Origin of the sequence: Bacteroides sp. L10-4, assembly GCF_013373675.1 — a bacterium.
Classification (GTDB): domain Bacteria; phylum Bacteroidota; class Bacteroidia; order Bacteroidales; family Bacteroidaceae; genus Bacteroides; species Bacteroides muris.
This window is the reverse complement of sequence record NZ_JABXJH010000010.1, coordinates 16,767-39,236: the sequence shown is the minus strand read 5'-3', so window position 1 is coordinate 39,236 and position 22,470 is coordinate 16,767. Positions and strand designations below refer to the sequence as shown.

Below are 22,470 nucleotides of genomic sequence, written 5' to 3'. Positions count from 1 at the left end.
GCGGTGCGCGAGAGGAACATGTTGACGAAGGCAAAGAGCGTGTTCAGTGTAGCTACGGGCAGGCCGAGTTTGAAGATGCGTCGGGTATATTTCTTTTTCAGCGGAACGATAAAGGAGAGCCCTCCGAACACGGCGCTTTTCCCCCGGAGCTTGTAGAGGAAGATGCCGAAGACCGTGGCTTCGGACAGCCAGGTGGCAAGTGCGGCCCCTACTGTTCCCCAGCCAAAGCCGAAGATGAACAGAGGGTCGAGGAGGATATTCATTATCAGTCCCGTTCCGCTGATGTAGAACGGAATCTTGCTTTGCCCCGCCGCGTTGTAGATTCCCGTAAAGGCAGCAGAAAGAAAGATGAATGGCAGTCCCGTCGATACGATGCGCAGATAAGTTACGGCGGCATCCGTAATGTGCTGTTTCAGCTCGAAGATGTTCAGGATGGGGCGGGCGAAAAAGAAGAGCAGGCCTCCCCAGCAGACGGAGATGAGCAGGGCAATCGTAATGTTGTGCGAAGCAAAACTGCGTGCATCCTCTTCGTTGCGTGCACCGATGGACTGGTCTACGCTGACTTCGGCACCCACCTTGTTCAGCAGTGCGATGGAACCGGACATCCACGTCAGTATGCCTACCGCGCCTACTGCTGCCACAGACTCGCTGCCCAACCGTCCTACCCATGCCATGTCCGTCAGGCTGTAGGCCATCTGGATGAACGAGGTGGCCATGATGGGCATTGCCAGCGTGAAGAGCTGACGGTTGATGGGACCTTGTGTCAGATTCTTTGTTCCTTGCACATTGACGGGGGTTAGGTAAACAATGTATTGGCTTCTTCCACCAGTCTGCCTGCTTGCCAGACAGCGCGTATGTTCAGTTCCTTGTCCAGAATGAGGATGTCGGCATCCTTGTCTTTCTGGAGCGAGCCTTTGCGGTCGAATACGCCCATGATGCGTGCCGGAGTTTCGGAGGACATGCGCAGAGCATCGCCCAAGGGGATACCTGCTTTCACCATGGTGCGTACAAGTACGTCGCTGGTGGCGATGCTGCCCGCCAGTGCGGAACGGTCGGCAAGCTTGCAGACACCGTTGTCGATGATGTAGTGCGGGTCGCCGGACTCCTTGCTGCCGGTGGCTGCGCAGGAGAGCGCGTCGGTGACGAGGCAGGTATGCTCCACACCTTTCAGCTTGTATGCCAGGCGCAGGATGGTGGAGGGCAGATGGATGCCATCGGCAATCAGTTCGATGGTCATGCCGTCCGTCAGATAGACACTTTCCACGGTGCCTTCGTACTTGTACTCACGGCGTTTATGGAAGCCCGGCATGGCATTGTAAAAGTGTGCGGCATGGGTGAATCCGGCTTCGTAGGCTTTTTTGATACCGTCGTACTCGGCCTCGGTGTGCGAGGCGGCTACCAGTATGCCGTGGTCGTGGAGGTAGCGTGCCATCTCCAGTGCTCCGGGCAGTTCGGGGGATGCGTCCCAACGGCGGATGCAACGGGTGCTTTCGATGAGTTCGCGATATTCCTTTTCTTCAATTTCCTTCACCAGTCCGGAGAACTGGCTGCCTGCCATCTTCGGGTTAAGGTAGGGCCCTTCGATGTGCAGGCCGAGTATGGGGCTGCCGGGTTCCTGCATCAGTTGCTCGCAAAGGGCGGCTGCCTGGTGCAGCTTGTCGAAGGGGGAAGAGGAAAGGGTGGGGAAGATACTCGTGGCTCCATACCTCAGATGGGTGTGGACAGCGGTGCGGAAGGCTTCCGGGGTACATTCCGTAAAGTCGTATCCGCCACCTCCGTGAGCGTGCATACAGACGAAGCCGGGGACAATGTACATGCCTTTGGCATCTATCATCCGGGCACCGATGAGTGCGAGGTCACAGTTGGTCACTTCGAGAATCTTTCCATCGCGTATTAGGACAGAACCTTCGTTCAGCCAGCCTTGCGGGGTGAATATACGTCCGTTTATTATTTGGGTCAGCATTGCATTTATTTGATTATGAGTTATGAATATAATTTTGATATTAGTCTATTTTTTAATCATCGCCTTCTCCGTCTTCGGTGGTGGCGACGTTTCTGCTTGTACTTGCGTATCTTGGTATATACCAGCCAGATGAAGAGCATGCCGAAGACGGCGAAGATGAGCAGTACGATGCCCGTATTGAGGTTGTCGCCTTTCACACGGCTCCACATTTCGAGTACCAGTTCCGTGCGGTCGCCGAAGTCGCGTATCATGGCACAGCGCTCCACGACGCGGCGGTCGGGATATTGCACCGGGTCTATCTGCAAGTTGTTGGCTCCGGGCAGGGAACCAAAGAAATAGCTCAGGTCGGAATGCACGTTAAGCGTGGTGTCGGTTTTAGCCTCCATGATTTCCGGTGTGGCGACGGCACTGACGTAACCGATGGCATCCATGTTGCGCAGTGCCACGGAAGGCTGGCAGAGGTAGTTGATGAAATAGCTTGCCGCCTTCACGTTGCGGGCGTAGCGGGGGATTACCCAGCCGTCGTACCAGATGTTGCTACCTTCGCGGGGAACGGTATAGTCCAGTTCCACGCCTACGGCATCGGCTTCCTCGATGGCCCAGACGGCATCACCGCTCCAGGTGAAGTTAAGCCACGCCTTGTTCTTGGTCATCATTTCCTTGCCGAAGTCGGCTTCCCAACCGGCAATGTTGGGCTTCATCTCCTTGAGGTATTCCTCGGCGAGGGCGATGGTCTGTGGAGAATTGTCGTTCATCAGTTGCTCTATGGTGACGGTGCTGTCGGCAAGTTCTCCGGTGTGGGCGTAGATGATGGCGGTGCCATAAGCATCGCGGTAGCTGTCCTTCATCAGTATCTTGCTGCGGTTTTTGGGGTTCCAGAGGATGGCCCACGTACTTGCCTCTTCGGCCGTGACGAACTTCTTGTTGAAGAGGATTCCGGCCGTGCCCCACATGTAGGGAACGGCATAGTCCTGAGTCCGGCGTTCCGGCTGCGAGGTCTTGTTCAGCTCTTGCCGTATGTAGGGTGACACATTGGGGATGTAGTCTGGCGTGCTGCCGAAATTGCGGTCGATGGGCAGCAGGAGGTTTTTCTTCAGCATGCGTTCGATGATATACTCCGAGGGGCATACAACGTCGAAATCTTCGTGCCCGCGTTCAATCTTGGTGAGCATGATTTCGTTGATGTCGAACACTTGGTAGATGAGGCGGATTTCTTCACCCGTCTGCTGCTTGTACCATTCGGGGAATTCGGCGAGGACATCTTCGTCAATGTAGTCGGCCCAGTTGTATATTTTCAGTACACGGTTGCGCTCTTCTGTGGAACTTCCGCAGGAGACGAGGGAGGCTATGCTGCACAGCAGAATCAGTATGTCTATTGTCCTTTTCATTGTCTTGTTTTGAAACTCCGGGTGTCTTTTTCGTTATGTCATCAAGTGTTCTTCGTCCGTTCAGCACGTTTGTTGATTACTATCAGCAGCACCAGCACTGTCACGAAGATGATGGTGGATAAGGGGCGCAGCTCCGGTGTCAGTCCGCCTTTGCGCGCATCGGCGTAGATGTAGGTAGAGAGCGTCTCCAACCCTTGGTTGCCGATGGTGAAAATCGTCACGGCAAAGTCATCGATGGAGAGCGTGAAGGCGAGGATGAAGCCGCTTATCATGCCTGGAAATATCTCCGGAAGAATCACTTTGCGCAATGCCTGGAACGGTGTGGCGCCCAAGTCGAGTGCTGCTTCGTAGACATTCTGGTTCATCTTCTTGAGCCGGGGCATCACGCTGAGCACCACGTAGGGCGTGCAGAAGGTGATGTGTGCCAGCACCACCGTGGTGAATCCCTGCGATATGCCGAAGCTGACGAATAGCAGGAACAGTGACACACCAGTGATAATGTCTGCATTCATCATTGGGATGGCATTGGCGAAGTTCATCACCTGCCGTGTGCGCGAGCGCAAGTTGAAGATGCCGATGGCGGCAATACTGCCCAGCGCCGTGCTGGCGGTGGCGGCTAGGAGCGCAATGGCGAACGTGTTCCAGATGGCGTTCATCAGCGAGTGGTGCATTCCACCCATGAACAGTGAGCTGTACAGCTTGGTGGAGAACCCCGTCCAGTTGCCCAGCACCTTGGCCTCGGTGAAGGAGAATGCCATAATTATCAGGATAGGCGAGTAGAGCAGCGCCAGCAGCAGCCACAAATAACCGCGTGTCAGAATTCGTGTCATCATATCACACCTCCGCTTTCATTCGATGCCCCGTCTTCCTCGTTGGTGAAGAGGATGGTGATGCCTATCAGCAGTAGCATGATGAGCGAGAGGGCGGCACCGTAGTTCCACATTCCGTTGTAAATATTCTCTTGTACCGTGGTGCCGAAAAGCTTGATGTTGTTCATCGTCAGCAGCTCGGCGATGGCGAAGGTGGAGACAGTGGGCATGAACACCATCACCACGCCGCTCATGATGCCCGGCATGGAAAGGGGCAGTATCACCTTGCCGAATACGCGCGTGGGGGAAGCCCCCAGGTCTTGCGCCGCCTCAATCAGGTTGTGGTCCATCTTCTGAAGTGTGTTGTAAATGGGGTATATCATGAATGGCAGGAAGTTGTAGACCATGCCGAACACCAGTGCTCCTTCGCCCAGCGGTAGGTTCAGGAAGTCGAACAACGCTACTGTGGCGAGCGTTCGTATCAAGATATTCACCCACATGGGTAGGATGAACAGCACCACCATGGTACGCGAGGTGTTGAATTGCTTCTGGCTCAGTATATACGCTGCCGGATAGCCCAGCACGAGGCAGACCAGCGTTGTGATGACGGCTATTCCGATGGAGTAGACAAAGGTGTTCATCGCCTCGGGATGTATCATGAACTTGCGGAAGTTGGCAAGCGTAAACGCTCCCCCTTCGTCCGTAAAGGCGTAGAGCACGATGAGCAGTAGCGGCACTATGACAAATACAAGCAGAAACAGCGCGTAGGGTACCGTCCAGTTGCGCCGGCGCATGAAGAAATGGGATAACTTATTGAGCACTTCCTTCCTTATTAATAGATTGAACAATCCGTATATTTTCGGGCGCTATGGTGATACCCACGCGGTCACTGTCGTCCCATACGTCATTGGTATCAACAAATATATCTTCGTCCCAGTCCGTAAACACGGTCAGGTGGTAATGGTTCCCTTTGTAGAGGATGAATTTCACTTCACCCGTCAGCCGACCGTCCTCTTCGTTGTCTTCGAGGATGACGTGCCGGAAGTCCACTTCCACCTGCACGGTGCTGCCCGGCTCGATTTCCTGCACGGGAAGGCACTCGAAGTTGCAGCCTAGGAACTCTACGTGCGTTTCGTCCACCAGCTTTCCCTCGAAAGTGTTGCAGGTGCGTTCCTTCTTCATCACGTGGATGTCGAAGGGCTTTACCAGTAGACCCACTTCGCGTCCTGCCTCAAAGGCGTGGTAGTCCTGTACCATCAGTTCGTAGCCCTCGCGCGTCTGCACCAGCATCTCGTAGTGTACGCCTTTGAAGATGCAGCTTGTCACGGTGCCCGTCAATTGTGCGGCATCAGACACGTCGAAGATGTATATGTCTTCGGGGCGGATCACCACGTCCACTTGCGTCTGGCAGCCGAAACCTTCGTCCACGCACTCGAACTCGTGTCCGCAGAAGGTGACGGCTTTATCTTTTATCATTACTCCATTCAAGATGTTGCTCTCGCCGATGAAGTCGGCTACAAAGGAATTGATGGGCTCGTTGTAGATGTCCGTCGGCACACCTATCTGCTGGATGCGACCTTCGCTCATCACGACGATAGTGTCGCTCAGGGTCAGTGCTTCTTCTTGGTCGTGGGTCACGTACACGAAGGTGATGCCCAGTTTCTGGTGCATTTCCTTCAGCTCCATCTGCATGTCTTTGCGCATCTTGAGGTCTAGGGCGGCAAGTGGTTCGTCCAGCAGCAACACTTCAGGTTCGTTGACAATGGCGCGGGCGATGGCTACACGCTGTTGCTGCCCACCGGAGAGGGAATCCACGTCGCGGTCTTCATAGTCCGTCATGCCTACCATGCGCAGGGCTTGCTTCACCTTCTTCTCGATGGTGGCACCGGACAGCTTCTTCAGCTTCAGCCCGAAGGCAATGTTATTGAATACGTTGAGGTGGGGGAAGAGGGCGTACTTCTGGAACACGGTGTTCACCGGACGCTTATGCGGCGGTGTCTGTGTGATGTCCTTTCCGGCAATGGTTATTACTCCTTCCGAGGCTGTCTGAAAGCCTGCAATGAGGCGCAACAGTGTTGTTTTTCCGCAGCCGGACGGTCCCAGTATTGTTACAAACTCGCCCTTACGGACAGACAAATTCACATCATTCAGCACGGCCTTGTCTCCGAAGAATTTCGATACGTGCTCCACACCGATGATGCAATCGGACTTTTGCATAAGCGTCTTTTACTTTATCCAAACGAATTAAACAAATCTCAGGCTTTCAAAAAAAAGCGGATGCAAAGTTACATAATTTATTGGGAATTTTTGCTTTACTCTAAAATTCATTTGAAGTTAAAATAATAAGTGGTATTTTTACTGGCAGCATTGATATGGCCGAAGTGGTATGTTTCAGTTCCTCTCCGGCACAAGAAGAAAGAGGCTGATTCCGCCAACGGGTTATGAAAGGTATAAGGATATGATAAAATGATACTATCTCATCTACAAAAAAATGCCTATATTTGCCCACAATTAAATGATTATAGAATCTAAACAAGAAAAGCATGAATTTCAAGAAACGAACAAATTCTCTTTTGGGAGCGTTACTGCTGGTGTGCAGTTTGTGGGCTCAAAACGTGTGTGTGTCTACTCCAAAAACCTCTTTGGTGCTTTCGGCTCCTGAAGGGGGGACATTGAGACACTTGTATTATGGTAACAGGCTTTCTGAAGCCGACTTGCAGAATATTGCCACGACAGAAGCGGGTCACACGGCCTATCCCGAATATGGATTGAATGCTCCTGTAGAGACTGCCCTCGCCGTGAAGCACGCCGACGGCAACATGACCCTCCAGCTTGAAGTGCTGAACGTGACTACCGAGAAGGAAGGGGATGCCGTGACGACCGTCGTGGCGCTGAAGGACAAGGTGTATCCTTTCTTCGTCAACGTCTGCTACCGTGCCTGGCAGGATGCCGATGTGATAGAATCCTGGACTGAAATCTCCCATCAGGAGAAGAAGCCGGTAGTGCTCAATCAGTTTGCCTCCGGTTATTTGCCCATCCGTCGCGGTGATGTGTGGCTGTCCCATCTTTCCGGCTCCTGGGCCAATGAGGGCTTTTTGACACAGGAACCTCTTACTCCGGGCATGAAGGTTGTCAAGAACAAGGATGGTGTGCGCAATTCTCATACCGACCATGCTGAAGTGATGTTCTCCCTCGACGGTCGTCCGCAGGAGAATACGGGCAACGTGATTGGCGCAGCTCTTTGTTACAGCGGCAACTACAAGCTCCGCATTGAGACGCATGATGATGAATACCACCATTTTTTTGCCGGAATCAACGAAGAGAACTCTGCTTATTCCTTGAAGAAGGACGAGCTTTTTCGTACTCCCGAACTTGCCTTGACCTATAGCAATGAGGGACTGAGCGGCAGCAGCCGTAACTTCCACCGCTGGGCACGCCTGCACAAGTTGGCGCATGGTACCACTCCCCGCAAGATTCTCTTGAACAGTTGGGAAGGCGTGTATTTCGACATCAACCAGCAAGGTATGGACCAGATGATGGCAGACATCTCCTCTATGGGCGGCGAGTTGTTCGTGATGGATGACGGCTGGTTTGGCGATAAGTATCCCCGTAAGAACGACAGTTCGTCGCTTGGTGACTGGGTGGTAGACCGGAGCAAGCTTCCGAACGGCGTCGAAGGTCTGCTAAGTGATGCCAAGAAGCATGGCATAAAGTTCGGTATCTGGATTGAGCCGGAAATGGCGAATACCACCAGCGAACTTTACGAACAGCATCCCGACTGGGTGCTCAAGGCCTCTGAGCGTGACCTCGTGTTGGGACGTGGCGGTACGCAGGTGGTGCTAGATCTCGCCAATCCTGCCGTGCAGGACTTCGTATTCGGTGTGGTTGACAATCTGATGACTTCTTATCCTGATATAGACTATATCAAATGGGATGCCAATATGGCTGTCATGAACCACGGCTCCCAATATCTGGCCAAAGACAATCAGAGCCACATGTATATAGAGTATCATCGCGGCTTTGAGAAGGTGTGCCAGCGTATCCGTGCCAAATATCCCGATCTTACCATCCAGGCGTGTGCCAGTGGTGGTGGACGTGCCAACTACGGAGTGCTGCCTTACTTTGATGAGTTCTGGGTGAGTGACAATACCGATGCCCTCCAGCGTGTTTATATGCAGTGGGGAACTTCCTATTTCTTCCCTGCCATCGCCATGGCATCGCACATCAGTGCCGCCCCCAACCATCAGACATTCCGCACCATCCCTCTGAAATACCGCATCGACGTGGCCATGAGCGGTCGTCTGGGTATGGAAATCCAGCCCAAGAACATGACGGAAGAGGAAAAGGCGCTTTGCAAAAATGCCATTGCCGAGTACAAGACCATTCGTCCTGTGGTGCAATTGGGAGACATCTACCGCCTGCTCTCTCCTTATGACAAGCAAGGTGTGGCCTCTCTGATGTACGTGGCTCCGGAGAAGGACAAGGCAGTCTTCTACTGGTGGAAGACGGAACACTTCTGTAACCAGCACCTGCCGCGTGTGAAGATGGCCGGTCTCTGTGCTGACAAGCAATACCGGGTACATGAGCTGAACCGTATAGATAATGTTCCCTTGAACTACGAAGGAAAGAGTTTCAGTGGTGCCTACCTCATGGCAAACGGGCTGGAGATTCCCTATAACCATAAGGTGGACTATCACAAGCAGAACGGCTATTCGAGCCGTGTGCTTTATCTGGAAGAGGTGAAGTGACATAAGCAAAGGTGAGGTTGGGCCGTGCAGAGGTGAACTTGAGCGGCGTAAAGGTGAGGTTTATAGGTACAGTTGGTACAGTGGGTACAGCGTCTCTTCTATCTCACACACGCATGTATATAAGTAATGTACGCGAGCGCATGTGTGTGAAGCAGAAGAGACGCTGTACCCACTGTACCAACTGTACCACTGCTTAAAATGTGAACAATATTAAAACTGAAAGTTGAATTAGTAGAACATTGGTCTATTGCCACGGAAGGTCTTCATACGGAAATCACAGTGAGCCGGTGGGCTTTAAGTAAGCGACAACCACACCTTGAGCAATTATCTGCAATTACCCAGCCACTCCTGGTGTTGTTTTATCTTTTCTTTATCACACTATTCACCACCCGTACAGAGGAAACCAGTTTGTTGGTAGAAGTAAATACATCCACATTCCATATATGGGATGAGCGTCCTTTGTGCAGGATAGTGCCTACCGCTCTTACGGAATCTCCTTCGTGTGCAGAAGAAATATGATTTCCGCTGACTTGCATTCCCACGACAATCTCGTCAGGCTCGCAGATAATCATGGAGCCGATTCCGGCAACGGTTTCTGCCAAGGCAAGGGTAGCACCGCCATGCAGAATGCCGAAGTTTCCCATCAATCCATAAGTCGGCCTACCGGATGCAAAAATTATGCGCACTCCCATCTACTGAACCTTTAGCAGAGCAGCTAATGTTCTTTTACTGATTTTTCTTTTATCATTGAGTAGCGTTCCATCTACATCAAGAACCAATAACTTATATTTCATGGCAACCCGATTTAGGGGTTATTATGCTACAAAGTTAGAAAAATGACTGTTAAAACGGTAATATTTGTATTATTGTTTACTGAAATTTCTTTTATTTATCCTATCTTTGCCCACGTTTTGTTCCGCGTTCTCTATCCGGAGAAACGGATGAAAAGGGAATCGGGTGAAAGTCCCGAACAGTCCCGCTGCTGTGAGTTCTATGCGCGGTATATCATACTTGTGCCACTGTTCTTCGGAAAGAACGGGAAGGCGATGTACCGGGAACGAGTCAGAAGACCTGCAAAACAAAGTCGAAAAATTGTCCATTCGAGGAAAGTGGGCAGTGTGCAAATGGTTTAAGATAATCTTTATTTATTCTATGTCAGGAAAGACTAAGGTACGACTGGTTTGTGCCGTTTTCTTGAGCGCAGGCATATTCCGGCTCTCTGCCCAAGAAGTGGGGGGAGATACGATTACAGGGAAAGTGCATCAGATAGAGAAAGTGACAGTGACAGCACGTAGGTCGCCCAATAAAGTGACTTCTGCCGTACCTATACAGACGATGTCACGTCAGGATATCAGCCAGCTGGGAATACAGAGTATGGCAGATGCTGTGCGCCGTTTTGCCGGAGCCAATGTAAAGGACTATGGAGGCATTGGAGGGCTGAAAACGGTTTCCATACGCAATATGGGAGCCGCCCATACAGCTGTCAGTTATGACGGGGTGGCGGTGAGCAATTGTCAGGCAGGGCAGATAGATATCGGGCGTTTTTCGCTGGACAATGTTTCCATGCTTTCGCTCGCCATCGGGCAGTCGGAGGATTTGTTGCAGTCCGCCCGCTTGTATGCGTCGGCCGGTGTGCTGGGCATAGAGACGGAAAAGCCTCATTTTGATGACGGGCGCAGTGCCGCTTTTCAGGCACGGGTGCGCGGAGGGTCGTTCGGCATGGTCAGCCCCTCGCTGCGCTGGTGGCAGAAACTGGGCAGCCGTACACGCGTGGCGGTAGATGCCGCTTATATGAGGGCAGACGGTAATTACCCTTTCACGCTGGTCAATGGGAAATACGTGACGGAAGAGAAACGTAACAACTCCGGCATCTATTCCTGGCAGGGTGAAGCCACCCTTTATCACACTTTCAAGGATGACAGCGAACTGGATGTGAAGGGGTACTACTTCTATTCCCGCCGGGGACTTCCGGGGGCGGTTACACTCTATAATCCCCTTTCCGATGAAACGCTTTGGGATGAGAATACTTTTGTGCAGGCACGTTATAGGAAGCATTTTTCGCCCCGGTGGAGTCTGCAGGCACAGGCAAAGTATAATCATGGCTGGAACAAATATAAGGATGAGGGCAAGGAATATACCGACGGACATTATCGGGAAAATCACCGGCAAGACGAATATTATATTTCCGCAACCGTTCTCTACCGTCCTTTGGAAGCTTTGACCCTTTCGTTGGCGCAGGACGGGGTGATAAACAAGTTGCGCAACAGTTTGCCGGAATGTCCTTTCCCCACAAGATATACTTCCATCAGTGCCTTCAATGCACGCTACCGGCAAGGATGGCTCACGGCCACGGCCTCGCTGGTGCATACTGCCACTTCGGAGCATGCCGAGAAAGGTACGGTCCCCGATGACTTCCATCGTTTTGCCCCTTCTCTGTCGGTCAGCATGCAGCCTTGGCAGGACGAGTCGCTGTATCTCCGGCTGATGTATAAGAGTACGTTCCGTCTGCCCACTTTCAACGACCTCTATTACTACCGGCTGGGCAACCGTAATCTGCGGCCCGAGAAGGCAGACGAATATAATGTCGGCATCACATGGAGCAAATCCGGATTGTCTGTGTTCGACTATATCTCCGTTACGCTCGACGGTTACTATAATGATGTGACGGATAAGATTGTGGCTTTTCCCACCACCTATGCGTGGAAGATGGCGAACTACGGCAAGGTGCATGCCGCAGGTGTGGATGCCACTTTGGCGGCAACCGTTCCATTGACGGAGAAAATAAGGCTGATTATGTCGGGCGGATATACATGGCAAAAGGCCATTGACCTGACCGATTCCGACGCGAAGAACTATAAGGACCAATTGCCTTATACTCCTCTTCATAGCGGAAACGCGTCCGCCATTGTAGAAACGCCGTGGGTGAATCTGGGCTACTCGGCGGTAGGAGTGGGAAAGCGTTACTATTTGTCGCAGAACATTCCGGAGAATGAGATTGAGGACTATCTGGAACATACGATGAGCCTCTCTCATGAGTTTGCTTTGGGCGGTTGCCGGCTTCTGTTGCAGGCCGAGATTATAAATCTGACCGATGAACAGTATGACGTGATAAAATATTATCCTATGCCGGGCCGTTCGTGGCGGTTGACGGGTACTTTCAAGTTTTGAATAATCTATTTATGAACAACAAAAACTAATTATAAACAATAACAACTGTAATTATGAAAGTAAGAAGTTTATTATTCGGTATGCTCTGCATGCTTGCTTTGGGTGCCTCTTTGGCATCTTGTAGTGACGACGATGACGATTCTCTGGATGACGGCGGGTCGAAGGTGACATTGCCGCAGACGCGTGTCTATATTCTGAACGAAGGCTCTCAAGGGGCGAACAATGCAGGACTTGCCTTTTATGCACCCAATAAGGATGCGGATCTTATCAGTGATATCTACAAGATTCAAAACAATGCCAAGTTGGGTGACCTTGGTCAGAGTATGATTGAGTATGAAGATGAAATATATATAGCCGTTTATGGCTCTAATTATCTGACTAAGCTGAATGCCGCAGGTGTGGAGTTGAAACGTGTTTCGTTTGTTGGTGATAATGACCTCAGTGCTGGTATTCGTTATATCGATGCTGAAGATGGATATATCTATGCTTCCTTCTACGGAGGAGTTGTTGCTAAAATCAATGCGAAAACGTTGGAGGTAGTGGATAAATTGACCGGACTTGGCGACAATCTGGAAGGTGTGGCAATCTGCGAGGATATGCTTTATGTGGCGAATAGCTGTACTGCTGATTGGAGCGCTTATCACAATGACGTAAAGGTGATAGATTTGCGTACTTTCAAGTTGAAAGAGACGTTGACGGTAGGTTTGAACCCCAATGCTTTGGTTGAAGAGGATGATAAGGTTTTTTTGATTTCATGGGGTAATTATGTTGATATTGGCTATTCATTACAGATGATAGACCCTGCTGCCAACAATAAGGTGACGGAATTAGGCAGTGCCACCCGTATGTGTGCTACTGATGATATTCTCTATTTGACTTATTCAAATTACACCAATCCTACCGCTTCTTTTTTTACTTATAATATAAAGACTGGAAAGATGGATGAAGCTTCTTTCTTGAAGGATATACCGGAAAAGTTGAAAACTTCTACGATTTATATGTTGGAAGTAAATGATAATAACGGTGATTTCTATATTGGTACTTCTGAATATACCACGAACGGCACCATTTATCGTTTCAAGAAAGACGGTACCTTTATAGAGCAGTTCGATGCAGGAGGTATGAATCCTAATTCCGCTATCTTCTTCAATTAATATCAATGAAAAGAGGCTGCTTTTTTATCAGTATATTCGCAGTCTTGCTTCTTTTCTCCTGCGGGGGAAGGAGCAAGACTGCCTCTGCTTTGGCCAGCGGTGACACCATTCCCTTACGTTATGCGGAGAATTTTACTTTAGTGTCCTATCCCGGCTATACCCTTGCCACTTTGCGCAATCCTTGGGATACGTTGCACACGCTACATACCTATATACTGGTCCCGAAAGACCGCGAACTCCCGGCACATCTTCCGGCAGGTACTGTGGTACGTACCCCGCTCTCCAAATCAGTCATCTACTCTTCCGTCCACTGCGGACTGATGGATAATCTGGGTGTGTTTGGTAGCATCGGCGGTGTCTGCGACTTGAAGTACATCAAACTACCCGCCGTGCACGAAGCCTGCCGACAAGGTGCCATCGCCGATTGTGGCGACGGTATGAATCCCGATATGGAGCGTATCATCGACCTGCATCCCGATGCCATCCTTCTGTCTCCGTTCGAGAACAGTGGCGGTTATGGCCGTATCGAGAAACTGGATATTCCCATCATCGAATGTGCCGACTACATGGAAACCTCCGCTTTGGGACGTGCCGAGTGGATGCGTTTCTACGGACTGCTCTTCGGGGTTGCGCCACAAGCCGACAGCCTTTTTGCTGAAGTGGACAGTTGTTACCAACGCCTCAAGATGCGTGCGCAACTTTCATCCACCTCGTTCTCCGTTGTCAGTGAGTTGAAAAGTGGCTCGGCATGGTACGTACCGGGAGGGCGTAGCACCATAGGAAGGCTTTTTCAGGATGCTTGCGGGCGTTACGCCTTTGCCGACGATACCCACAGCGGCTCCGTTCCTTTGGCTTTCGAGACCGTTTTCGACAAGGCGGGCGATGCCGACGTCTGGCTGGTGAAGTACAACCGCGACCGCGACATGAGCTATGCTGATTTGGAGGCGGATTATATCGGCTACACCGGTTTTAAGGCTTTCAAGACCCGGAATGTCTATGGTTGTAATACGTTGAAAGTTCCTTTCTACGAGGAGACTCCGTTCCGTCCCGATTATTTGTTATCCGACCTGATACAGATTCTGCATCCCGAAATAGGAGATTTGGGAGGTTTGCGCTATTTTTGCAGACTGAAGGAGTGATGAACACAGAGATACGGAACTTTTGTGAAAGTAATGGAAAACTCTGTGCCTCCGTGTGCTAAATAATGTAACTATGAGTAAAGGCTGGAAATATGGTATCGGGCTGGGAGTAGTCATCTTATTGCTGTTTGCGGGCAATCTGCTGGTGGGGTCGGTTTCGATTCCGCCTGCCGATGTTTTCCGCATCCTGCTTGGTGGAGAAGGGGAGAAGGCAAGCTGGAGCTTCATCCTTTGGGAATCCCGTTTGCCCCAAGCGCTGACGGCGCTGCTTTGCGGTGGCGCATTGGCTGTCTGCGGACTGATGTTGCAGACGGCTTTCAAGAATCCGCTGGCAGGACCATCCATTCTGGGCATCAACTCCGGGGCAAGTCTGGGAGTGGCCTTCGTCATGCTGCTGTTTGGCGGCAGCATCACGGCAGGGGCGTTCAGTCTGTCCGGCTTTTTCTCCGTGCTGCTTGGCGCATTTATCGGAGCCATGCTGATTATGGCACTTATCCTTTTCTTTTCCACGCTGATAAAGAGCAATGTCATGCTGCTGATAACGGGTATCATGATAGGCTACATCACTTCTTCGGCCATTGCCCTGCTGAACTTCTTTGCTACGGCAGAGGGGGTGCAGTCTTATATGATATGGGGGCTGGGCAACTTCGGCGGAGTTTCCCTGCAGCAGATGCCGGCCTTTGCGCTGGTCACCATTGTGGGACTGTTCGGCTCATTATTGTTGATAAAGCCCCTGAACGCCTTGTTGCTGGGAGAGCGCTATGCCGAAAATCTAGGTGTAAATATCCGCCGTGTGCGCAACTGGCTTTTGATTATCACCGGGCTCTTGACGGCTGTCACCACCGCCTTCTGTGGTCCGGTCGCCTTTATCGGCCTGGCCGTGCCGCATGTGGCCCGCATGATATTGGGGACAGCCAATCACAATTCCCTATTGCCGGTCACCATCCTGAGTGGCGGTGCAGTGGCACTGCTTTGCAACCTGATTTGCGTCTTGCCCGGCGAAGCGGGCATTATTCCCTTGAATGCCGTCACGCCCATTATCGGTGCGCCGGTCATCATCTACGTTATTCTGAGCCAACGGAAGCCGCAAGAATTCAACTGATAATTTACGTTTCGGAGAGGGGGGGGACTTCCGGTTTCCTATGATAATAGAACAGACGGAGAAGCACCCTGAATATAGTCTACAATCGTTTGCGGTGAATGCATTGTATATTCCACACTAAGAACATCCATATCTTTGGTTTTTTATTGTAATTTTGCACCCGGTATTAGTTTTAATTTAAAGATTGTAACTATGAGATTACCTGAAGATCCGGTGATGCTGTACAGCTTCATCAACATGAAACTGCGTGATTTCTATCCTTCGCTGGATGCACTCTGTGAGGATATGAACGTAGAGAAAGAGGACATTGTACGGAAACTGAAGCTAGTGGGATTTGAGTATAATCCTGCAAAGAACAGATTTTGGTAAATGATGTTTTTCAAAAAAACAGCTCCCGCCGATTGTTGCCGTAAGGCGCAAGTTGGCGGGAGTTGTTTTTATTAAGCCAGATTGCCTATTTCGTCCAGATTCTTCCGGATGTCATTGTCGGTCAATTCATAATTGACCAAGTCGCCGGAGAGATACTTGTCGTAGGATGCCATGTCGATAAGTCCGTGGCCGGAGAGGTTGAACAGAATTACCTTCTCTTCGCCTGTTTCCTTGCATTTGTTTGCTTCGCGAATGGTGGCGGCAATGGCGTGGCAAGACTCGGGAGCGGGGATAATGCCCTCTGCTTGTGCAAAAAGACAACCGGCATCGAATGATTCGAGTTGTTTGATATCTACAGCTTCCATATATCCGTCCTTCAACAGTTGCGAGACGATGACACCTGCGCCATGATAGCGCAGACCACCGGCATGAATGTTGGCGGGGGCAAAGTTATGTCCCAGTGTAAACATGGGCAGCAGTGGAGTGTATCCTGCCTCGTCGCCGAAGTCGTATTGGAATTTGCCGCGTGTCAGTTTCGGGCAAGAAGCGGGTTCGGCGGCAATAAAGCGTGTTTTCTTTCCTTCAAGAATATTGTGGCGCATGAAGGGGAAGGTGATACCGCCAAAATTGGAACCGCCTCCGAAGCAAGCGATGACCATATCGGGGTATTCGCCTGCCATTGCCATCTGCTTTTCAGCTTCCAGGCCGATTATGGTTTGATGCAAGGTGACATGGCTCAATACGGAACCAAGAGTATATTTACAGTTCGGAGTGGTTTGCGCCAGTTCGATAGCTTCGGAAATAGCTGTACCCAATGAACCTTGGTGGTTGGGGTGGGCTGTCAGAATATTCTTTCCGGCACGGGTCGACATGGAGGGCGACGGTGTAACCTGCGCACCGAACGTCTGCATGATGCTGCGGCGGTAAGGTTTCTGCTCGTAGCTGATTTTTACCTGATAAACAGCGGCTTCCAGTCCGAAGAGGCGGGCGGCGTATGCCAGGGAAGCTCCCCACTGTCCGGCACCGGTTTCGGTGGTTACATTGGTCACTCCCTCTTGTTTGCAATAGTATGCCTGGGGAATGGCGGAGTTCAGCTTGTGCGAGCCCATCGGGCTGACACTTTCGTTCTTGAAGTAGATATGTGCCGGCGTGCCGAGTGCTTTCTCCAATCCGTAAGCGCGCACCAGCGGAGTGCTGCGGTAGTATTTGTACATTTCGCGGACCTTTTCGGGGATTTCAATCCACGCGTCGGTCTGATTCAGCTCCTGGCGGCAGAGTTCCTCGGCAAAGATGGGGTATAGGTCTTCTGCCTTCAACGGTTGCTTGGTGCCGGGATGAAGCGGCGGCATGGGCTTGTTCACCATGTCGGCTTGTATGTTATACCAGTACTGTGGAATTTCCTCTTCCGGAAGAATGAATCTTTTCTTTTTATTGCTCATAGTGGTCATGATGATTAATAATTCAATGCTCAAATGTAGCTATTATTTTTGAACCAATTTCTTTTTTCTTTTGTTTTTTGTATATGAGGGTAGATTTGTCTAAGTTTGCCGCGTTTCATTAATCGATGCATTTATGAAGATTTATCATAAATTCCTTTTGTATCAGAATAAATGGATTCACCCTTACGTACGGATGACAGTGGGAGTAATGACCTTCATCACTTATTTGATGTCCATCCTGCTGATTGTCGGTGTGGTCTATGAGCATGGCTTTACGATTTCCGAGGCCGAGGCGCATCAGCTCCAGCACTTGTATCATGGGGTGTGGATTGCTTTCCTGATAGACGTCACTCTGCGCATTTTGCTGGAATACAAGGATACCCGGCGTACGTTCAGTAGGCTCACATGGATATTGACCATTCTGCTCTATCTGACTCTTATTCCGGTTATTTTCCATCGTCCGGAGGAGGAGGGTGCCGTTCTGCAATTCTGGGATTTTCTGCATGGGAAGACCTATAGGATTGTCCTGTTGCTGATATTTTCCTTTCTCAGTCTTTCAAACGGGCTTGTGCGGCTGCTGGGAAGGCGTACGAACCCTTCTCTTATTTTGGCTGTCAGCTTTCTGATAATCATACTTGTGGGGACGGGGTTGCTGATGCTTCCTCGCTGCACGGTGAACGGTATATCGTGGGTCGACTCGCTGTTCATATCCACCAGCGCGGTGTGTGTCACCGGGCTGACATCGGTCGATGTAGCTTCTACATTCACCCCGACCGGTTTCACGGTCATCATCCTGCTGATTCAGATCGGCGGTCTGGGCGTGATGACGCTGACAAGTTTCTTTGCCATGTTCTTCATGGGTAATACCTCGTTGTATAATCAGCTGGTGATGCGTGATATGGTGAGTTCCGATTCCCTGAATTCCCTGCTTTCCACTCTGGTCTATATTCTGGCCTTTACACTGGTGATTGAAGGGGTAGGGATGCTTGCCATCTGGGGAGACATTCATGGGACGATGGGGATGGACTTGCAGGAAGAGCTGGCTTTTTCGGCCTTCCATGCCATTTCCGCTTTCTGCAATGCCGGATTCTCCACGTTACCGGGTAATCTGGGCAATCCGCTGGTGATGACGGGGCACAATCCTTTTTTCATCTACATCTCGCTGCTGATTATTCTGGGCGGTATAGGTTTCCCTATCCTGGTGAATTTCAAGGATATTATTCTTTATCATCTGCACCGTCTGCGACACTTTCTGCGTACGTGGCATTGGGATGGTAGTAGGCGTTTCTACCATCTGTACAACCTGAATACAAAGATTGCATTGATTGTCACTTTCCTGCTGCTGGTGCTGGGCACGGCGGGCATTGCCCTCTTTGAGTGGAATGCAGCCTTTGCAGGTATGCCGGTGGCGGACAAGTGGACCCAGGCGTTTTTCAATGCCGTATGTCCCCGTACGGCAGGCTTCAATAGCGTGGACTTGGCCGGATTGGGGGTACAGACATTGCTCATTTATCTGTTTCTGATGTGGGTGGGAGGCGGTTCCCAGTCTACGGCGGGCGGTATCAAGGTGAATGCCTTTGCGGTAGTGGTGCTGAACCTGGTGGCTGTGTTGCGCGGCACGGAACGGGTAGAGGTGTTTGGCCGTGAACTGTCACACGATTCTATCCGCCGTTCCAATGCCACAGTGGTGATGTCGTTCGGTGTCTTGTTGCTGTTCGTTTTCATCATCAGCATTCTGGAGCCGGGTACGTCGCTTTTGGCCATTACCTTCGAGTGTGTGTCGGCATTGAGTACGGTGGGGTCCAGTTTGAACCTTACCCAGCAGTTGGGAGACGACAGCAAGCTGCTGGTGGCACTGCTGATGTTTGTGGGGCGTGTGGGACTGATTACGCTGATGCTTGGCGTCATAAAGCAGAAGAAGCATACGAAGTATCAGTATCCGAGTGGTCAGATTATAATCAACTGATAATTGATTTGTAGATTTATTATCCATTTATCCATTAATAGAATGAAATATATTATTATCGGTTTAGGGAATTATGGTTATGTGCTGGCAGAAGAGCTTTCTGCACTGGGGCACGAAGTGATAGGTGCGGACGTGAGCGCCGGCCGGGTAGATAGTCTGAAGGAGAAGATAGCTACAGCTTTTGTCATCGATGCGACGGACGAGCAGGCGCTGTCCGTGTTGCCGCTGAACAGCGTGGATGTGGTGATTGTTGCCATCGGCGAGAATTTCGGTGCGTCCATCCGTGTAGTGGCTTTGCTGAAGCAGCAGAAGGTGCAGCATATCTATGCCCGCGCCATTGACGCTGTTCACCGTTCCGTGCTCGAGGCCTTTGAGTTGGAGCGCATTCTTACTCCCGAGGAAGATGCTGCACGCGGGCTGGTGCAGTTGCTGGAATTCGGTGCCGATATGGAGACATTCCGCGTGGCACCGGATTATTATGTGGTCAAGTTCACCGTTCCGGACAAGTTCATTGGATATTATGCCAACGAATTGAATCTTGATGAGGAATTTGGCCTGAAGATGCTCGCCTTGAAGCGTGCCGAGACTTTGAAGAATTGTCTGGGCATCTCTTATGTGGAACGCAATGTGCGGAACGAACTGCCGGAAAATGACCTGATACAAGCCGGCGACCAGTTGGTGTGCTACGGACGATATAAGGCTTTCCAGAAGTTCTGGAAAGCACTATGATAATTGGTAGTTGGAAATGTGTCAAAAGTGGTGAATTTTGCCCCCCCCCATTTTCAACTAATCAAAGTCCTTCTCCCGACACCGATAATGGAAATAATCAGTCAGGAAGTGTGCATTCTTGCGTATGAACTCTTGCCCGTGTTCTTTTCCTTGCAAACTGTTCAGATAAGCGTCGGGCAGCATGCCTTCGTCTTGCAGGATGCAGCTCAGCTGGTAAGGGATGATGTCGGGGTTGATGATGAACATAATGGCGTTTTTCTCTGCTTCCTCCTTATTATAATTGGGGTTGTCCGGAGATTTGATGCATTCGCACAGCTTGAATTGGATATGTAGGCCGGTGTGCGGGTTGGCCATCAGCATGGCTCCGATTTCTGTATGTATGCGTGGTATGTCCAGGTCTTCTTTCAAGCCGTATCCCATCTTGTTCAGCAGAAAATCAGAGATTTCCTCTTGCGATTGGCAGAATACAAAAGATTTCCCGCCGGATGCTTTTATGAAATCATGGAATGTAGCCTTTTCATTCGTCTTTTCTTTCTGGTTCGTCAAGTCGTCCACATATTCCGCTATTTTCCGGTCGTACTTGTTTTCGAGAAGCATGCCGCACTGCCACCATGCGTTGCCAAAATAAATCAGTTCGCAGATAAGGGTGCTTTTCCCTACTTCTCTGCTACGGATGGCCGAGAGGTTCAAGGACTTCTTGGTTATCTTGAATTCGCATTCGTCTTCACTACACAAATCTTTGACGTACAGATACTCGTCGTCTTCTTTCTCCAGCAGATAGCAACTGTTTTCCCGTGCCTTCACCTTGCCCCAAAGCTGATGTTCGGGATGGGCTTTTCCGATGAGAGCCAGCCATTCCGGTGAGGTCAGCGACAGCAGGTTGCGGCGGCCTTTGAACGTCAGTGAGGTGCGTGTGGCATATATGAGGGTCTCTGCCATTTCGATAGTAATCTTTTCATCATTCAGCAACCGTTCAGCTTCGTCCCGGCATTGGGCGACATTTTCGATGTTGAAGTAGCATTGGTAGTGAAACCAGTTCAGTATCTCCCGGTAGCGGAAGAAGTCTTCTTCTCCCATAGCTGAGGGGTATAGAAATTCCTGCATCCTTTCATTTTCTGGAGCGGTTTCGTATTCCTCTGCAAGCAGTCCGTATATCTCTTGTGCAGTCTGCTCTATTCCGGGATTCTCGGGGTTGATGGCGCTTATTCCCCGGCACAGATATTGTATATGGTGCCAAAGCAGAAAGCGTATGTCCTCCAGATTGATTTCATCCGGAAAATAATCGCCTTTGATGGGGTAGAAGGGCAGATAGGCTCCGTATCGCTTCCGGCACTCGGCAGTGAATGCCTGCCAGATGCCGGTCTGGGAGATGACGTCCTCAAACCATGCGGCGAGGCAGAGGCTTGTATAGCGTATGTTTTCCTCTTCTTCGAAGGCGTTGGCTATCGTTGAAGAGTAGAGTCTTTTGTGGATTTCGTTTGCAATGCCGACGTAGTACTGGTCAACGCTGTTTGTCTGCTTGTACGGATGCAGTTCCAACCATTCTTTGGGGTATATTTTCTTCATGGTGCTAAAGCGAATTTGGTGTGTATCTTTATAAATTTTATTTTTCGGTGTAAAGATATGCTTTTTGTAGAATTTTTCTTGTTTTTCCTCCTTTTGATTAGTATATTTGTATGCTACTATTAAATCGTTCCATCGTGTGGAAAAAATCGTTCCACCATGGTGGAACGATTTTTCTTCCGTGGTGGAATGATATTTTCTCCATGATGGAACGATTAAAGAATCGCTTTTCTTTTCCTTAATGTTTGGGAAGAAGAAAAAAACAGAATTGCAGAACCATTTAAAAACAGAATATATATGAGTGCGTATTACGACCTTTTTGAGAAACCCGACGTCCGCCAGACCGGCGAGCAACAATCCCTTTATGCCCGCTTTGTCCCCAAGGGAACCATCGACCGCAAGGAATTTATCGAGCGTGTGCATCTTTTTACCGGCCTCAGCCGCAGCCTGCTGGAAGGAGCGATGGCAGGCTTTATGGACGAGTTGCGCGACTGCCTTGCCAATGGCTGGACGGTGGAGCTGGGCGAGCTGGGTTACTTCACCCCCTCTTTGAGTTGTACCCGCCAGGCGACGGACAAGAAAGAGCTTCGTGCTGCCTCCATCGCTTTGCGCGGGTTGAATTTCCGTCTGGGCAGGGAGTTCTATAAGGATTTGAAAGGTAAGATGCAGTTGGAGCGTTGTCCGCAATCGGCATCGGCGCCTGCTTCGTCTGCCGATGAGGCGTTGGGCGTGGAGCAGCGCTGGAAGTTGCTGGATGAGTATTTGCAGCAGTATCCTTGCATCAACCGCGCCCAGTATGCACGGCTGGCAGGACGCAGTTACAAGCAGGCTGTTGTCGATTTGAACAGGTTTATAGAAGAGGGGATGCTGATGAGGCATGGGATGGGGCCGAGTGTGGTGTATGCAAGGAAAAAGTGAGCAAGATTTGGCTAT

At 50.5% G+C, this 22,470-nt stretch carries 18 protein-coding genes, 1 pseudogene and 1 riboswitch; of the genes and pseudogenes, 9 read left to right on the top strand and 10 right to left on the bottom strand.

Annotation, left to right across the window (positions count from 1 at the left end; genetic code table 11):
- The 6 genes from HU824_RS05180 to HU824_RS05155 form a co-directional block, all read right to left on the bottom strand.
- Nucleotides 1-785: MATE family efflux transporter (locus HU824_RS05180; protein WP_369692692.1), on the bottom strand; the 785-nt coding region annotated here is incomplete at its 3' end.
- A gap of 11 nt (nt 786-796) precedes the next feature.
- Nucleotides 797-1,963: an N-acetylglucosamine-6-phosphate deacetylase gene (gene nagA, locus HU824_RS05175; protein ID WP_176468279.1), complete on the bottom strand. Its 1,167-nt coding sequence runs from the start codon at nt 1,961-1,963 to the stop codon at nt 797-799.
- 56 nt (nt 1,964-2,019) lie between these two features.
- Nucleotides 2,020-3,351 carry an ABC transporter substrate-binding protein gene (locus tag HU824_RS05170; RefSeq protein WP_176468278.1) on the bottom strand — a complete coding sequence of 444 codons (1,332 nt, stop codon included), beginning with the start codon at nt 3,349-3,351 and terminating at the stop codon, nt 2,020-2,022.
- 41 nt (nt 3,352-3,392) lie between these two features.
- Nucleotides 3,393-4,184: an ABC transporter permease gene (locus tag HU824_RS05165; protein ID WP_136009370.1), complete on the bottom strand. Its 792-nt coding sequence runs from the start codon at nt 4,182-4,184 to the stop codon at nt 3,393-3,395.
- Nucleotides 4,181-4,954 carry an ABC transporter permease gene (locus tag HU824_RS05160; protein ID WP_136009410.1) on the bottom strand — a complete coding sequence of 258 codons (774 nt, stop codon included), beginning with the start codon at nt 4,952-4,954 and terminating at the stop codon, nt 4,181-4,183. Before HU824_RS05160 ends, HU824_RS05165 begins: the two co-directional genes overlap by 4 nt.
- A gap of 16 nt (nt 4,955-4,970) precedes the next feature.
- Entirely contained in the window at nt 4,971-6,377 is a 1,407-nt protein-coding gene (locus tag HU824_RS05155; RefSeq protein WP_176468277.1) for an ABC transporter ATP-binding protein, read from the bottom strand.
- A gap of 326 nt (nt 6,378-6,703) precedes the next feature.
- Between HU824_RS05155 and HU824_RS05150 the strand changes: the two genes are divergently transcribed.
- Nucleotides 6,704-8,908 (top strand): alpha-galactosidase, encoded by a 2,205-nt coding sequence (locus HU824_RS05150; protein ID WP_176468276.1) that lies wholly within the window; start codon nt 6,704-6,706, stop codon nt 8,906-8,908.
- Between the two features lie 359 nt (nt 8,909-9,267).
- Here the strand turns inward: HU824_RS05150 and HU824_RS05145 are convergent.
- Both HU824_RS05145 and HU824_RS20005 read right to left on the bottom strand, forming a co-directional pair.
- Nucleotides 9,268-9,543, bottom strand: a pseudogene (locus HU824_RS05145) (PaaI family thioesterase); the annotation flags it as partial.
- Nucleotides 9,544-9,600: 57 nt separating this feature from the next.
- A complete protein-coding gene (locus tag HU824_RS20005) occupies nt 9,601-9,702 on the bottom strand; it encodes an HAD hydrolase family protein (RefSeq protein ID WP_176468275.1) in 102 nt (33 codons plus the stop codon).
- Between the two features lie 100 nt (nt 9,703-9,802).
- Nucleotides 9,803-10,002: riboswitch (cobalamin riboswitch) on the top strand.
- A 58-nt stretch (nt 10,003-10,060) separates the two neighbouring features.
- Between HU824_RS20005 and HU824_RS05135 the strand changes: the two genes are divergently transcribed.
- The 5 genes from HU824_RS05135 (at nt 10,061) to HU824_RS05115 (ending at nt 15,840) form a co-directional block, all read left to right on the top strand.
- Nucleotides 10,061-12,076, top strand: a complete 2,016-nt coding sequence (locus HU824_RS05135) for a TonB-dependent siderophore receptor (RefSeq protein WP_176468274.1) — start codon at nt 10,061-10,063, stop codon at nt 12,074-12,076.
- Nucleotides 12,077-12,129: 53 nt separating this feature from the next.
- A complete protein-coding gene (locus HU824_RS05130) occupies nt 12,130-13,230 on the top strand; it encodes a YncE family protein (protein WP_136009375.1) in 1,101 nt (366 codons plus the stop codon).
- Between the two features lie 5 nt (nt 13,231-13,235).
- Entirely contained in the window at nt 13,236-14,369 is a 1,134-nt protein-coding gene (locus HU824_RS05125) for an ABC transporter substrate-binding protein (protein WP_176468273.1), read from the top strand.
- A gap of 73 nt (nt 14,370-14,442) precedes the next feature.
- Complete coding sequence (locus tag HU824_RS05120; protein WP_136009377.1) at nt 14,443-15,471, top strand: iron ABC transporter permease; 1,029 nt, start codon at nt 14,443-14,445, stop codon at nt 15,469-15,471.
- Nucleotides 15,472-15,663: 192 nt separating this feature from the next.
- Entirely contained in the window at nt 15,664-15,840 is a 177-nt protein-coding gene (locus HU824_RS05115; protein ID WP_005832662.1) for a DUF4250 domain-containing protein, read from the top strand.
- Nucleotides 15,841-15,911: 71 nt separating this feature from the next.
- Here the strand turns inward: HU824_RS05115 and HU824_RS05110 are convergent, their stop codons facing one another.
- Complete coding sequence (locus tag HU824_RS05110) at nt 15,912-17,279, bottom strand: TrpB-like pyridoxal phosphate-dependent enzyme (protein WP_136009378.1); 1,368 nt, start codon at nt 17,277-17,279, stop codon at nt 15,912-15,914.
- A 133-nt stretch (nt 17,280-17,412) separates the two neighbouring features.
- Here HU824_RS05110 and HU824_RS05105 point away from each other — a divergent pair, with 133 nt between their 5' ends.
- Both HU824_RS05105 and HU824_RS05100 read left to right on the top strand, forming a co-directional pair.
- Nucleotides 17,413-19,245 (top strand): TrkH family potassium uptake protein, encoded by a 1,833-nt coding sequence (locus HU824_RS05105; protein ID WP_176468272.1) that lies wholly within the window; start codon nt 17,413-17,415, stop codon nt 19,243-19,245.
- Nucleotides 19,246-19,287: 42 nt separating this feature from the next.
- Nucleotides 19,288-19,974, top strand: a complete 687-nt coding sequence (locus HU824_RS05100; protein ID WP_176468271.1) for a TrkA family potassium uptake protein — start codon at nt 19,288-19,290, stop codon at nt 19,972-19,974.
- A gap of 57 nt (nt 19,975-20,031) precedes the next feature.
- On the opposite strand, the gene HU824_RS05095 is transcribed toward HU824_RS05100, so the two are convergent.
- Nucleotides 20,032-21,540, bottom strand: coding sequence for a DUF3843 family protein (locus HU824_RS05095; protein WP_176468270.1), 1,509 nt, complete (start codon nt 21,538-21,540; stop codon nt 20,032-20,034).
- Nucleotides 21,541-21,834: 294 nt separating this feature from the next.
- Between HU824_RS05095 and HU824_RS05090 the strand changes: the two genes are divergently transcribed.
- Nucleotides 21,835-22,455, top strand: coding sequence for a DsbA family protein (locus HU824_RS05090; RefSeq protein ID WP_136009382.1), 621 nt, complete (start codon nt 21,835-21,837; stop codon nt 22,453-22,455).
- The last annotated feature ends 15 nt before the right edge of the window (nt 22,456-22,470 follow it).